This window comes from Clostridium sp. AF35-15 (assembly GCF_003477745.1).
GTDB lineage: Bacteria > Bacillota > Clostridia > Lachnospirales > Lachnospiraceae > Otoolea > Otoolea fessa.
In genome coordinates, this window is the sequence record NZ_QUDY01000001.1 from 289,815 (window position 1) to 304,384 (window position 14,570).

The 14,570-nt window shown below is 51.9% G+C and carries 15 protein-coding genes; 1 reads left to right on the forward strand and 14 read right to left on the reverse strand.

From position 1 onward, the window contains the following. Window positions 1-71: 71 nt before the first annotated feature. Window positions 72-461, reverse strand: a complete 390-nt coding sequence (locus DWZ76_RS01450; RefSeq protein ID WP_022360593.1) for a thioesterase family protein — start codon at window positions 459-461, stop codon at window positions 72-74. A 120-nt stretch (window positions 462-581) separates the two neighbouring features. Then, a complete protein-coding gene (locus tag DWZ76_RS01455) occupies window positions 582-980 on the reverse strand; it encodes a zinc ribbon domain-containing protein (RefSeq protein WP_022360594.1) in 399 nt (132 codons plus the stop codon). Between the two features lie 334 nt (window positions 981-1,314). On the opposite strand from DWZ76_RS01455, the gene DWZ76_RS01460 reads away from it, so the two are divergent. After that, complete coding sequence (locus DWZ76_RS01460) at window positions 1,315-2,262, forward strand: DNA glycosylase (protein ID WP_118471556.1); 948 nt, start codon at window positions 1,315-1,317, stop codon at window positions 2,260-2,262. Here DWZ76_RS01460 and DWZ76_RS01465 read toward each other — a convergent pair. The 12 genes from DWZ76_RS01465 to DWZ76_RS01520 form a co-directional block, all read right to left on the reverse strand. After that, the gene (locus DWZ76_RS01465; protein WP_107000806.1) at window positions 2,259-3,116 is read right to left on the reverse strand and encodes an EamA family transporter; all 858 of its coding nucleotides are present in this window, start codon (window positions 3,114-3,116) and stop codon (window positions 2,259-2,261) included. The two genes, DWZ76_RS01460 and DWZ76_RS01465, sit on opposite strands and share 4 nt — an antisense overlap. Before the next feature lie 6 nt (window positions 3,117-3,122). After that, complete coding sequence (locus DWZ76_RS01470; RefSeq protein WP_117796508.1) at window positions 3,123-4,001, reverse strand: radical SAM protein; 879 nt, start codon at window positions 3,999-4,001, stop codon at window positions 3,123-3,125. Continuing rightward, the gene (locus tag DWZ76_RS01475) at window positions 3,964-5,685 is read right to left on the reverse strand and encodes a metallophosphoesterase (protein WP_107000808.1); all 1,722 of its coding nucleotides are present in this window, start codon (window positions 5,683-5,685) and stop codon (window positions 3,964-3,966) included. The genes DWZ76_RS01470 and DWZ76_RS01475 overlap by 38 nt, the downstream gene beginning before the upstream one ends. Then, the gene (locus DWZ76_RS01480; RefSeq protein WP_107000809.1) at window positions 5,682-6,179 is read right to left on the reverse strand and encodes a pyridoxamine 5'-phosphate oxidase family protein; all 498 of its coding nucleotides are present in this window, start codon (window positions 6,177-6,179) and stop codon (window positions 5,682-5,684) included. The genes DWZ76_RS01475 and DWZ76_RS01480 overlap by 4 nt, the downstream gene beginning before the upstream one ends. Then, window positions 6,179-7,195, reverse strand: a complete 1,017-nt coding sequence (locus DWZ76_RS01485) for a LysR family transcriptional regulator (RefSeq protein ID WP_022359453.1) — start codon at window positions 7,193-7,195, stop codon at window positions 6,179-6,181. The genes DWZ76_RS01480 and DWZ76_RS01485 overlap by 1 nt, the downstream gene beginning before the upstream one ends. A gap of 378 nt (window positions 7,196-7,573) precedes the next feature. After that, window positions 7,574-8,071, reverse strand: a complete 498-nt coding sequence (locus DWZ76_RS01490; RefSeq protein ID WP_107000811.1) for an 8-oxo-dGTP diphosphatase — start codon at window positions 8,069-8,071, stop codon at window positions 7,574-7,576. A 24-nt stretch (window positions 8,072-8,095) separates the two neighbouring features. After that, entirely contained in the window at window positions 8,096-9,550 is a 1,455-nt protein-coding gene (locus DWZ76_RS01495; protein ID WP_107000812.1) for a metallophosphoesterase, read from the reverse strand. A 292-nt stretch (window positions 9,551-9,842) separates the two neighbouring features. Continuing rightward, window positions 9,843-10,115 (reverse strand): GIY-YIG nuclease family protein, encoded by a 273-nt coding sequence (locus DWZ76_RS01500; protein WP_118469055.1) that lies wholly within the window; start codon window positions 10,113-10,115, stop codon window positions 9,843-9,845. Between the two features lie 467 nt (window positions 10,116-10,582). Then, the gene (locus tag DWZ76_RS01505; RefSeq protein WP_118471558.1) at window positions 10,583-12,154 is read right to left on the reverse strand and encodes an SPOCS domain-containing protein; all 1,572 of its coding nucleotides are present in this window, start codon (window positions 12,152-12,154) and stop codon (window positions 10,583-10,585) included. Between the two features lie 82 nt (window positions 12,155-12,236). Further along, entirely contained in the window at window positions 12,237-12,917 is a 681-nt protein-coding gene (gene cysE, locus DWZ76_RS01510) for a serine O-acetyltransferase (RefSeq protein WP_022359459.1), read from the reverse strand. A 141-nt stretch (window positions 12,918-13,058) separates the two neighbouring features. Beyond that, a complete protein-coding gene (locus DWZ76_RS01515; RefSeq protein WP_118469051.1) occupies window positions 13,059-13,622 on the reverse strand; it encodes an HD domain-containing protein in 564 nt (187 codons plus the stop codon). Between the two features lie 43 nt (window positions 13,623-13,665). Then, complete coding sequence (locus DWZ76_RS01520; protein ID WP_118469049.1) at window positions 13,666-14,556, reverse strand: mechanosensitive ion channel family protein; 891 nt, start codon at window positions 14,554-14,556, stop codon at window positions 13,666-13,668. Window positions 14,557-14,570 lie beyond the last annotated feature (14 nt).

Here is a 14,570-nt window from a genome sequence, read left to right on the forward strand (position 1 = left end):
ACAGCCAGCCAAAAGTATCCCGCATACGATACTCGCAGCGCTTTCAGCCGGCTGTGCTCTCTTCGCAACCTTTAGTTTTCTTTCTTGCTCTGTGCTTTTGCTAAGAATTTCTCATTTTTGATGATGAAACGCTCATGTGTGCCGCCGCCGATGGAACCTTTCGCGTCAAATGCCTCTACCTTAAATACGAGACGTCTGCCGTCTACTTCTACCAGCTCACTCTCACACCAAACCTGCATGCCGACCGGGGTCGCTGCATTATGGGCAATTTCCAGCTTTGTACCAACGGTTCCCTCACCGTCGTTTAAGTACGGAGCCACGCTCATCCACGCGGTTTTCTCCATCAGTGCAACCATCGCCGGAGTTGCAAACACCGGTAACAGACCGCTTCCCACTGCTGCTGCGGAATTTTCATCCGTAACCATAACTTCCTGTCTTCCCTTGATACCAGCTTCTAACATATTGTCTGCCTCTCTTTCTTTTTTGCGCCAAAATCTGCGCTGTATCAAATTTTTGTAACCGTCCCGTGCTTCCACAGCCGCCATCACTCTTTTAGCGGTATCCGTCTGTATTTCCCCGCCTTACAGCGGTTTGCCGCACTTTGGACAGTACGAAAAATCCTCATCCGTCTCAAATCCACAGGACGGACAGACCTTATGACGGTGTGATGCATCACTTCCCGTCCACGGATTTCCATTTCCATCCTGCCGAAGTGTCAGATCGCTTTCCGTGATCTCGACCTCCTCGCCCCGAAGCAGCCTCTTTCCTACCTCCGGATCCAGCTCATAGACCGCACCGCAGCACGACATTTCTACGAAAAAGCGCCGGTTCCATTTAAAAATCGGGATAAAAAAGAAACTAAAATACATATAGGTCATGTACACCTGATACCGCCCATAAGCGCCGCAGCGCCCGCAGATCACTGTTTTCAGGTACTCCAGCGGCTTCACGCCGGAACTGATGCCACCGATAAAAAACATCCGTCTCCCCTCCTGCCATAGAACAAAGCATGTGCTCTGGCACATTCTCGCGCCGAGCGCGGTTGCTTGCGACATGATTCCTCTTCGCGCGAGTGCGCACATATATACATCATACCTAAGTAGCGCGTCTTTCGCAAGATTTTTTTACGCTCTGATGCAATTCTGATGCAATTCTCTTTCTGATAAAAGGTAACCGTTTGCAGTCAAAGGTCTTCTATGCTATGATACGTCTCATAAGAATTACATGATTTGATACTTTATGATTCAAGGTTTTATAACTTGATATTCCATTGATATAAGCAAAAAATATTTAAAAAAAAGAGGATGCCCTGCCATGAACACACATACAACAAACCTGCCTGCAATCGAAAAGCACAATTTTCCCAACTCCCACATCATCTCCTGCCTGAACCTGAACCTCGCACAGATCGCCGCCTCCGGTCAATGTTTCCGTATGCTTCCGGTTCCGGAAAAACCGGGGATCTGGTCACTCATCAGCGGGACGCACTATCTGGAAATTTCCGGGACGCCGGACGGTTTCTTCTTCGACTGCCCGGACGAAGCGCTTCCTTTTTGGAAACAATACTTCGATCTCGGCACCGATTACGGCTCTTTCATCGCCTCCATCCGCGCAGACGATGCCTACCTCGCGGCGGCGGCAGACGCCGGTTCCGGCATCCGGATTCTCCGTCAGGATCTCTGGGAAATGATGATCACCTTCCTGATCTCCCAGCAGAAAACCATCCCAAAGATCCGCGAAGCCGTCGAGACCCTGGCAAAAAAATACGGTGCGAAGAGAACCGCCGCCCTGTCCGACGGTTCTATCCGCACCTACTATTCTTTTCCCTCGCCCGAAGAACTGGCATCTGCCAGCCTGGACGACCTATTAGCCTTAAAACTCGGCTACCGCGCCAAATACATCCACCGCCTCATCCAGGATGTCCTCGCCGGAACCGTATCCTTAGAATCCCTCGCAGCCCTGCCGCCGGACGAAGCCATGACCGCACTTACCAGCCTCTATGGCATCGGTCCCAAGGTCGCCAACTGCGTCTGCCTCTTCGGACTCCACCACATCGACGCCTTCCCCGTCGATACCTGGATCGAACAGATCCTGACCAAAGAATACCTTCCCAAACATCCCATCCGCTACCGCCGCCTTCCAAAAAGCCGCCTGTACACTACTATTATCCAGGATTTTTTTGGAAGCTATAAAGGATACGCAGGGGTAATGCAACAGTATATCTTTTATTATGAGCGCAGCATCCGAAACGGAAAATTCTAAAGATTCAGCAGCGCCAATGCCACCAAAATAATCCCGCATCCCCCAATCTGTCTCCGGCTGATTGGATCCCCGAGCACCAGCACGCTCACAAAGCTGACCACTAGGATCGTGCCGACACTAAAGCTCGGATACACGATAAACGCCGGCAGTCTCGACACACTCGCCAGCAGCAGCGAGGTTGAAAAATAGTTTGGAAATCCGACTGCCACACCACTCAAAAAGTCCATCTTTCCAATCTTGCGGCGGGTTCTCTGCTGCTCGAGAAATGCCAGAACCACAGTCAGAACCAGTGCGGTCAGGAACGTATAGAACAGAAACAGCGCATCAAACCGTCTCTCGCCGATCCTCTCCGTTACCTTGGACATCCCGTCTGCCATACCGCTGACGACAAATAAAACGAGCAGAAGTCCCGCCGAACCCATCCTCCGTCTGCGTCCGCAGCCGCGGTCCCCCTCGCTGTTGATGACCCAGATCGCCACAATAACCAGCACAATTCCCACCAGCTGGAACAGCGTCGGGATCTCACCTAAAAACAGGATACTCGCCGTGACCGGAATCACGATACCAAGCTTCGCAAATGCCGACGACAGAACTGCCCCATTTTCACGGATGCATTTCTGCATCAGAACCAGATTTCCTGTAAACAAAAATCCATTCACGATTCCCGTGAGAACCGCCGTCCGGCTGCCTGCCGCAAAGATATTTTTATCTGGAAGCAGAATAAATGCCACCACCAGGCAGGTCACATAATTTCCAACCAAAATCCCATATCGGTTATCGCTGAACGTCTCACTGATCCGCAGCGCCAGCGCCAGGGACGCGCTGAAAAGAATCGCAAAAATCAGATAAATCATACCTACTTATAAGAGATCGCCAGTCTCCCGGAATTTCCGGTAATGATGCGTTCTCTTTGCCTCCTCCAGTTTTTTAAGCATGGCCGGGATATCCCCGTTTAAGGTTCCCGCCAGAATCACGTAGTTCGACGCATGGTTCGTCCGGAATACAGTGCCCGGAGAATCCACATTTTTCAGGAAAATTTCCATTTCATCCACAATTTCATCCGGGGTTATCCGCTGGAACCGCCCTTCCACGACATCTGCATACATCGGCGTGCCCTCGTACAGGCGCAGCGTCAGGAAGGATGCGTACTCCGGGTTCATCGCCGTGATGAGCTTCGCACAGGACAGGGCATGTTCTTCCACCTTGCTGCGTCCGCCAAGCCCCGAAATCAGCGTCACTGAGGTCGCGATGCCGCAGCGTTTCAGCTTCTGCCCTGCCTCAATGGTCTGTTCCGCCGTCACGCCTTTATTGATATATTTTAAAATCTCATTGTCGCCGGATTCCGCGCCCACATAGACGATTCCGAGTCCCGCCTCGCGCAGGCGGATCAGCTCTTCTTCCGATTTCCGCAAAATATCCTGTGCCGTTCCGTAGGAAGCCACCCGCTTCACGCCCGGATACAGGCGGTGGATCGCATCCAGAATTACCAGAAGATCCTCTGTTTTCATAACCAGCGCATCGCCGTCCGCCAAAAATACCTTCTCGATATACGGCGCATACGGATTGTGCGAAACCTCCGTCAAATCTGCCAGAATCTCCGCCAGGCTCCGGATCCGGAACTTCTTTTCTTTATACATATTGCAAAAGCCGCAGGTGTTGTGTGCACATCCGATCGTCACCTGAATGATCAGGCTGCGCGCCTCACTCGGCGGTCTGTATACAATTCCCTCGTAGTCCATATGATTCCTCCTTTTTCTGTATCTCCTCTGCCGGACTGCCCGCATCTGCTCCGACAGTTTCCTCTTTTTCTGCATTCTCCGGGTTTTCTATCGTCTCCCCCGGCAGCGGGAAATCCACACCCGCTTTCAGCTCCAGCACCGTGTTGTCCGTCCGGGCATCGTGCAGGATCGCCTGCAGCCTTGCCAGCCAGAAATCATTGCCGCTATAACGGATCCAGTACTGATATGCCTCGCTTTTTCTGATCTTTGCCACATCAATCTTCGTGCCCGAACAATAATCACGGTTCATATCGGCATAGAGCCTTGCCATCTCTTCTTTGATATCCTTTGATGCCGACTGCAGCGCCTTAAACGCCTGTTTCGAAATCACATCTACCAGAAACTGATCCGCATAAGCATCAAAATTGAGAAGATTCTCGTCTTCTTCCCCGTAGCGCTGCGCCCAGCCTGCTATGTCTACCTTTTTTGTATGGTAGGACAGACTGCCATCCGTCTGCCAGTTTAGGATACTGTACTGGCACGGCGCCATCGGAAGCGGAGAAGTCACTATCTCCCGGATTCCATATCCGCCCGGTGTATTCAGATTTGACGTATGCTTCTTGATTCTCTGCAAATGCAGATGCCCGCTCAAATACACCGGAACTCCATATGCTTCCAGAAGCGCGGTCACTTCTTTCGTATTTTCAATCGTGCATTCCTCCGGATAGAGTGTACTCTCATCCAGCAGATTGTGGTGTGAAACCGGAATGACCGTCACACCCTGTTTTTTCGCCTCCTCCAGCTGTGTTTTCATCCACGCAACCGTCTCTTCGCTTAGCTTTCCGCCCGTCTCATGGACCGGTTCACACATGCAGCTGTCCAGCATCATCAGCCAATATTTTTCATCCAGGCGGTAAACATAACTCAGCGAATCCGAAGCCCGGGACACCGCCTGATCATAGCCAAACTTATGGTAAATCTGGTAAAACTCTTCCGAACTTGTTCCCTCTGCCGGGGATACCTGATCATCAAAATACGTTGCCGCCCACGGGTGGTTAATATCATGGTTGCCCGGAATCACCAGCACCGGAATTCCCGCTGCCTGCACCCGCTCTAGCTTCTCTGCAAGCGCTTCATGGTTTGCTTTCTCACCATTCTGGGAGAGATCTCCGCTCAAAACCAGTGCCGATGGATGCGCCGTCCGCACCTCCTCCAGAAATGCCTCCGTAATCTCATCCAGATACGGCACGATCGTCCCATCATTTCCCATCGTATAGGTATCAAACGCCGACTGGAAATCTGTCATCTGCGGGGACTGATAGTGAAGATCCGTCGCCAGCCAGATGGTCGGCGGCATATAAACTGTCTCTTCCTGTGCCTTCTGGGGCTCTTTTTTTCTTTTATACAGCTGTTTCCGGGAAGTCCGGCGCTTTAAAGCCGTTTCTCCATCCGAAGCGTTCTCATCTGCATCATCCTGTATCACTTCCCCGGCGGATGATTCATCCTCCTCCAGATTCCCGGCGGCTCTATTTTTTTCATTCTCCGCCACATCGCCGCCATCTGTCTCAGCTTCCGAAGCTTCCGTCCCGGATGCATGCTTTTTCCCTGCATCCGGCACCAGCCATACAACCAGAAAAAGTGCGAGGACCAGCAGCAGAAGCTGTGCCCCCCGCACCAGAATCGACATCTGTCTTAACTGTTTCATGGCTGCTCCGGTTTCGGCGCATTGCTCTTACCTGTCAGAGTTTCCACACGCAGGCAGAGGACGGTGGTTCTCGCCGCTACCTCCGGAGCAAACTCATACGGTCCGCCCTCCGGGTCATACTGCTGCATGATCCTTGTCAGTGCCTCTCCTTTCTCCCCAGGAGCAGCCACACGGGATAACCGTCCAGTCCCGCAGACACTCTCATAAATCATCGTGCTTCTGCATGCCGGTTCCAGAATCTTTATCTCTTTTTCATTCTGCACACAGAATGCCACCCGGTTGTCGCGCTCCATATGCTCAATCTTCGTTCCCACCGGAGCGCCGTGGAAATACAGCACCGGCATCTCCTGGTCTTCGTTCCACACAAAACCATAATTTAACGGGATCACATACGGGTATTCATCCCCGGAAAAGGCGAGACTACACACCCGGCAGTGTTCCAAAATGGCTTTCTGCCCGTCTTTCGACTCAATCGCACGTTCTCCTCTTCGCATTATTTATCCCCCTTCTTATCCGAACCTTTCTTCTCCTGATTCTCTTTCTCCCGTTGCTCCCGTACCTTCTGGAACGCCTCGTCGCCGACTGCCACGCGGATAAACTCCTCCATCGCCTTCGTGAGGTATTTATTTCTCTTCTTGTACAAATAAACGTAACGGACCGCCAGCTCTTCATTCATCTTGTAAAAGCACAGCGGCACTTCATATGGAAGATTGACGATCAGGCCATCCGGGATGAAGGTCGCGCCCACGCCCCGTCCTGCCATGTTGAACGCAGAGACAACCTGGTCCGGTTTCATGATAATATTCGGCGAATAATTCTGGCGGCTGCACATCTTCATGCTGCGCTTGTAAATACTGTTTTCCTCTTTGACGAAGATAAACGGAGTACTCTTTAAGAGCGGCAGCGGCAGTACCGGGAACTCCGCCTGACTGTGGCGTCCTGCCCGGATATCTTCCGCGGTAAGCTGATACTGGGTCAGCTCCTCATTGATCGGAAAACTCTTCGGAACAGCCAGAATAATTCTCTCCGTGCTATAATAATACTTTTCATAATTTTTGTCATCCAGTTCCGAGTTATCGATCAGAAGATCCAGTTCCTCGGCAACCAGCTTATCGGTCAGCTGTGTGGTCGTGCCCTCCTGCAGATCAATCTTGATCTGCGGATACCGATGGGAAAACTCGCTCAACACGCCCGGAAGTACAAACGAGGTAAAAAAGATCGTTCCGCCAACCGACAGCTTGCCCGCCAGAAGCCCATTTAAGTTATTCAGTTGATTGAGCGTGTTCTGTTCCAGCGCAAACAGCTTTTCGATCGCGTCGATATAAACTTCACCGCCCGGCGTCAGTCCGATCGGAGAGGTGCTCCGGTCAAAAATCGGAGTTCCTATCTTTTTCTCCACCTTCTTGATCGCCGTGCTTAACGCCGGCTGCGTAATATACAGTTTCTGCGCCGCCTTCGAAAAACTCTTTTCCTCGTAGACCGCGTATACATACTCTTTTCCGTCGAACATGTTTCCTCCTATGTACCCTGCTTTTTCTCATCGCTGCATCCTGCGGGATATTTCATCCCGAAACTTCCCGCCCGTGAACATTCTCATTCTGTTCCATTCTTTCCCCTTTATCTACAGGGTTTCCGGCACTTTTGTCCACTTGTGATTCTATAACAAAAAATTTATAATAATTATCTTCTTATTTATATTTGATTATATACGATGAATGATATATAATCAAGTTAAAGATAAGGAACAAGAGAAAATAATTCATCTTCTTATCTTTCTGGCATAGCCAACCACCCCGATTTTCCCCAAAATCGGTTCCCATATATTGATTATTCCTCATGAGCACGCACTGCAGAACCCTCGTTCCCCAACCAACCCGCAGTTGCGTGCTTATTTGTATGTAATTTTTACCCCGTCCAGCTCAGTTTCTATCAGCTCGTCCCCATCATATGACAATTTCAATGAAAAAAACGTATCCCTTTCAATCAGAAGCTTCAAAAAGATCCGATCGCCGTCCCAGAGCCGCAGAGCCGATACATCCTTTTTCGCCACCCAGGCAAGCTCGCCCTCGTCACATTCGCGAAGCGTTCCCTCAAATCCATCCGCCGTGTACAGGCACATATATTCCGTCGGCCAGCCTTTCGCGATAAACGTCACGATTCCGCGGAAGCGCCAGGAAGTCAGAGTCAGCCCTGTCTCCTCCTTCACTTCGCGCAGCAGGCAGTTCTCCGGGCTTTCATTCTCCTCAAAATGTCCGCCGACGCCAATCCATTTTCCTTCATTCACATCCTGTTTCTTCTTAATGCGGTGCAGCATCAGATATGAATCGTCTTTTTCAATGTAGCAGAGCGTTGTCAGCGGCGAACGCTGTTTTTTTGTCTCTCCCATGCCTCCTGGTACCTCCATTTTTATTTAATGTACGCTCGGAATCTTCAGATGCCCGTAGTCCTTCGCCTCGTCCTCCAGGATATTCTGCAAAAAATCGCTCAGTTCGCTGACATAGCCGATCTTGTTCCAATCTTCCAGCACTGGATTTTCCTTTGCGGCTTCCTCGATCTGATACATCCGTCCTTCATAATAATTCACGCACAGATCCGCGTAGTACGAAGCCATTTCCTGTTTCTTCTCGTCCGTAAAAAATGCATGGCGATCCTCGATATGGCGATTCAGATCCCGAATTGCATCGCGGATTGCCGCCCGACGCAGGATCGACTCCGAATAAGCCGTAAAATCTGCCAGATCTCGGTTGTGGTACGAGTGGCGTATCGCCCAGCCGTCCACATCGACAGGTTTCGCATTATACTGGTAGGTCCCGTCGTTCCAGATGCGGACAATCCCGTAATGGCACGGAGCCATCACCATGGAACCCGTCACAACCTCATAGATGCCCGTGTCCTCGTCTTCCTTATAATGCTGGATATGCAGATGTCCGCTCAAGTGCAGGCGCACGCCATGATCCGACAGCATCCGCACCAGTTCCTCGTTGTGCTCGATCGTACAGTTGTCATAAAAGGTCCGGCTCACTCCGCTCTCATCCAGCAGGTTATGATGGCTGACGGATATCACGCGGGCGCCTTCCCGCTCCGCCTCTTCCAGAATCGGCTCCATCCACTCATACGTTTCCCGGCGGATCATGCCGCCGACCTCATTTTTCGGTTCATACTGACAGGAATCCAGCATCAGCACCCAGTTTGCACTGTCTATCTTATAAAGATAACTCAGCGATGCCGGATCCCGGCTGTCCGCCGCTACATAGCCAAAATCAGCATAGATATCCCGGAACTCGTCCGCTGTGATGGACTCCACCTTTTCCGCTCCATCCGCCGTATAGCGGCGGGCATCCGGGTTATTGATATCGTGGTTTCCCGGTATAACCGCGACCTCAATTCCCGCCTCGCTGAGTCCTTCCAGAAGTTCTGCCAGTTCCTCATGGCTCGCTTTCTCTCCGTCCAGCGTCAGATCTCCGCTCAGAATCAGGAGGTCTGGATCTTCCTTCTTCATATCATCGAGAAAGGCGTCCATGACCTCCCAGCCGTACTCCAGCACGCGCCCGTCTCCGCCCCTCGCCATTCCGACAAAGGAATCACAGCGGTTTCCTGCCAGTTTCTCGGCAAAATAGTGCATATCCGTTGCCACCACGATCTTCTTTTCCACGAAATGGTCCTCGGTTTCCTCTTCCCCGCTTTCTTCGTCTTCGGCAGCCTCATGGCTCTCCTGTGTCTCCTCTGTCTCAGCTGTCTCAGTCTCCGACTCCTGTGTGGCACCCGGACTTTCCGTTTCCGCCTTGCTGGAAACCTCCGTCGCGTCTGCCTCCTTCGATAGAAACGAACAGCCGCCAAGCAGCGCTGCCAGAAGGACTGTTGCCATCACTATACATCCTTTGTTTCTTCTACTTTTTCTCACTGTACCTATCCGCTCCTGTTTTCTCTCTATCTTTCAATTTCTGTAACTGTTCAGTACCTTCACAGTCACGCGCAAAAATCCATTAAAAATTGCCTACGGCAATAGGATTTTTGCCTGCTGACCCATGTTTTCGTACGGTCAGCACAGTAAATGTGCAGACCTACTGAACAGTTACCAATTTCTACTGCTGTTTCTTGCCTTTACCGCTATTGTTTGTACCAATTCTTCGTACATAATCTGCCCCGGCGCGATATATCTACGTCTCGTCATCCACCGGAAGCTCCGTCCGTCCCAGCGCTGCCATCGCCTCTTTTTCCTTTTTGGTCAGTTTCTTGAGCGCTGCCTCCCGGCGCATCGCCTCGCTGCGCGTCGCATATTCTTCATAGTATGCCAGCACTACCGGACGGCGGGTTTTCGTGTATTTTGCACCTTTCCCGGCATTGTGTGCCGCCACCCGCGCTGCCAGATGGTTCGTCCACCCGCAGTACAAGGTTCCGTCCGCGCAGCGCAAAAGATATGTATAATTCATGCCTCATCCTGCCTTTATGGTTCGCACTCCCGACAAAAATTTCTCAGTACACAGGAAAACGCATCCGGATGCCCTATGTAAACGGCGCCGCGCCTTGCAATGCACGGGCACCGCCCGGTTCGGGAAACTCCTTCCCCGGATCTATCATCAAGCACCGGCCGGATGCGTTTTCCTGGCTTACAAGGCGAAAATCCTTTGTCAAAGTCAAATCTGCATGGATTTTTGCTTGTAACTGTGAAGATATTGAACCGTTACAATAATAGTATATAAAGTTTTCCCCCAAATGCAACCATTCCGGCTGGATTTTTTGTTACTGTACACGCATACGTGTCCAGTAACGGAATTTGCCGTGGCTTCGAATTTCAATACGGCAAATTCCTGCTGCCACCACGTTTTCTTACGGCACTTTCGGTCCCAAAAGTGCCCACCCGTGAACAGAAACGATTTTTTCTCTCTAAAATTCCTACCTATGAACAGTTACCCGCCGTTACCTCTTTGATCAGAAGCAGCCGCTCCCCTGCACCGGCTTCCTCCCCGTCGATTTCATTCATTTCCCGCACCTGATCCACCGTCGTGTGGAATTTTTTTGCAATTTTCCACAGAGAATCCCCCGGCTGCACAATATAACCCACAATCCCTGGCTGCTGCTCCCAGCGCTTTAAATCGAACGGCTGTGTCTGCACGGATGTAACCACCGCTTCCTGCATCGGCTGGAATACAAGCAGTTCCACCGTGAGCTGCGCCTTGACCTCCGCCTCACCGCCACCCAGCATCACCGCGCCGAGCTGTTCCAGCCCCAGATTCAACTGCCAGACGCAGTCTTCCCGGATCCCCTCCGCCTCGACCGTGCCGGAAAATGGCAGAACCTCAGAAATTGCCCCGACCGGCGCCGCGTCATCATCCGTCAGATACAGGAGACTGACTTCCAGCACTCCCTCGATCGCCAGACCGTTTTCTGACGGGCGGCTCTCATCCAGCCGGACAATCCCACTGCTGTGGCAAATCTGCAGAATTCGATCCGGTTTCTGAAAAGAAACGCTTCCGCCCACCCGCATTTTGCAGCTGTTGCGCGTCAAAAGCCGGTCAAAGCACACCTCCCCCTGCTCGCTCACGACCTCGCAGCCGGTCGAATAGAGATCGCTTAAAAGTTCCACTGATTCTTCTTTATAAAGTCGGATGTCCAGCTCCAGCACCGCCTCCACTTCCACTTCGCGCATCTCCCCATCGCTGTCCGGCTTTTTGTCCGCCTCTGCATGAAGAATCCGGACCCCGACCGCCGGGATCATCTCCTCCACCGCCTCCGAGAGTTCCACTTCACCGGAAAACGGAATACTCTCCTCCAACCACTGAACCGGCGTGTGCTCGCCCTCGCCGCTGTAAATCAGGAACACCGACAATTCACCGTCCAGATGCAGTTTTCCATCCAACGGGCGCACCGAAACATCCCGAAGACGCATCTCCTGCCAGAGAATCGTCTCAATATTCGGCTTATTTGCCGATACGCTTACTTCCTCCCGGACCCGGTAGATATCTTTGCGCCGCACTGCAAGCGTCGCTGCCGGAACGCTTCTCTTCAGGACTTGCAGCCCCGCATCGTCCGTCTCGACGTCCGCGGCAGCCTGCGCATCGACGCGGCTTTCCGCCCGCACCGTAAGCGTCAGCACCGCTTTGGCGCTCAGCTTGCGCGAATGAATCATGGTAATATTCAAATCTTCGATATTCCATACGATCTGCGTATAGTCGCGCTCCGAAAGCTCCGGCACATTGACCGTTTCCTCAAATGGAATCTCCCCGCCCATCGCCTGCAGCCCGCCCGACTCCCGGCGGTACAGCACCCGGAACACAAGCTTTCCCCGGATCAGCACCTTTTCTCCCTGAATCCGTGAATTTTCTATCTGAACTTCCCCGTCTGACAGCAGTATCTGCACCGCATCATCCAGCGCATCCGGCACAATAAAATCATCATCCAGCGTCAGCTGCGACACCGCCGTCCCCCTCTGCCGATTCATATGTATCTCTTTTTTGATCAGCTCTATCATAAAAAACGCCCCTTTCCAAACCGCACGCATTTCTCTCAAAGAAATTTATGCAGCCGAAAGGGGCGTTATGAATAATTTTGTGTCAGGCTTTCTCCTGTCCTGCCCGCACTGCCTCCAGTTCCTTCCGCAGGTTTGCCGACTCTTCTCTAAGTTCCTGAAGCTCTTTCCGGAGCGCGTCGATCTGCTCTAAAATACGCTGATCGTCCTCGCCGATGATCATCTTCTGCTTCTTCGGCAGCGCCACGCCGTCCTTCTTGACCGGACGCGCCGGAATGCCGACAGCCGTGGTATTTTCCTCGAGCGGGCGGAGCAGAACCGCATTTGCCGCTACGGAACAGTTATCACCGACCTCGAAAGAACCGAGAATCTTTGCGCCGGAACCGACCGTCACATTATTTCCCAGCGTCGGATGACGTTTACCCTTCTGTGTTCCGACACCGCCCAGCGTCACACCCTGGTAAATCGTACAGTTGTCGCCGACCACCGCCGTCTCACCGATGACAACGCCGCAGCCGTGGTCAATCAGAATACCGTGTCCGAGCTGTGCACCCGGATGAATCTCAATCAATGTAAAGAAACGTGCCACCTGTGAAATCAGGCGCGCAATGAAAAACATATGGTGCTCATAAAACCAGTGCGCCACCCGGTGCCAGATCAGGGCATGTACGCCCTGATATAAAAGTAGTACCTCCAATGCATTTCTCGCAGCCGGATCTCGCTCCTGAACCGCTTTTACATCCATCCAAATATCTTTTAAAATCATGTCTCTTCCCCTTTTACTGAACTGAATGACCTTTCCGTTTCCGCAAAATCTCAGAACCTACCATCCTTCTCCGACAGCCATTCTTTCTGACTGGCTGCTGCAGTTTCTCATTGTCATCCTATGTTGTTTTTATGCTGCCGTTCATATATTTTGTAAACTACAACACCCTGCGATCCCGCCAAATACCTTGCCGCAGAGACGCACATATTCCTGATATTCCGGTGTCTCATTCAAGTCCTTTAAAAGGTCTATCATCGACGTGTAATACCACGCCTGTTTCTCTCTGTCCTTCATATTAAACCGCTGCCAGAGCTCCTCCCCGACCAACAGATAGTCACGCGCCATGCTGCGGATATTGCTCAGCTTGTCCGCCATCGTCAGGATCTTCTCCGCCGGACTCGCTGTTTTCAGATGTTCCAGCGTGTGCCCCTTGCGCTCAATCCAGGTTTTGGACTTATCCTCGCTCTCCGCCGCGACCAGATCCGCAACCCGGGTGCCAAACTCCTGTTTCAAATCCTCGTAGGTCACACCCGTGTCCTCGATCGTATCATGCAGAAGTGCCGCTGCCAGTATCTCCTCATCGTTCGTCAGCATCGACGCAATCAGCGCCGTCTCCAGCGGATGAACGATATACGGAATTCTGGTTCCCTTCCGGTGTGCGCCCTTATGCGCCTGTTCTGCGAATTTTGCCGCTCTGTCAATCATGGTTGTTCCTCTGTCTATATTGCTTATACTGTTTAAACGATTGCTACTGTTTCAAATGTACATCCATCTTGTTGTATGGAATTTCGATGCCCGCCTCGTCAAATGACAGCTTGATCCGTTCCAGAATGTCCCATCTCGTCTGCCAGTAATCGGACGTCTCTACCCAGCCCCGGATACCAAGCACCACGCTGCTGTCGCCCAGGCTGTCCACAAATACCTTGATGTCCTCGTCCTTCTTCACCATCGGATGTTCCCTGTAAACGCGCTCTAACACTGCCTTTGCCGTCCGGATATCTGCCTCATAGGCGATACCGACCTTGAGTTCCAGCATCCGCTTGTCCATCGCCGTCACGTTGGTCACGGTTGAGTTTGAAAGGGTGCCATTCGGGATGGTAATTGCTTTATTATCGGTTGTCAGGATAGTCGTGTAAACCAGCCCGACCATCGAAACCCTTCCCTCCCCGGACGGGGAAATGATATAATCCCCCACCCGGAACGGTTTCATAATTAAAATCAAGAGTCCGCCCGCAAAGTTTCCAAGACTCTGCTGGAGCGCCAAACTCAGCGCAAGACCTGCCGCGCCAAGAACCGCCACAATCGAGGCGCTGTCCATGCCAAGCTGCCCTGCAATCATAAAAAGCAGGAAGACATTCATCACAAACTGGGTCAGCGCCCGCAGGAAACGAGTCACACCCACATCCATACCGGCATGCTCCATCGAGCGGGACAGCATCTTCTCGATCATCGAAATGACCTTACGTCCAATCAGGAAAATGATGAGCGCCACCAGTACCTTCTGTCCCAATGCCATAAGCCCCGGGCCAATCCGGTGCATGATCGCAGCCATCGTATCCACGTTCAAATTTGCCGGATCCGATAGTGACTCTGCTACCGCCGCGATCTCCTCGCCTGTCAGCTCTGCCGCTGTTGCCATCTATTTCATTCCTT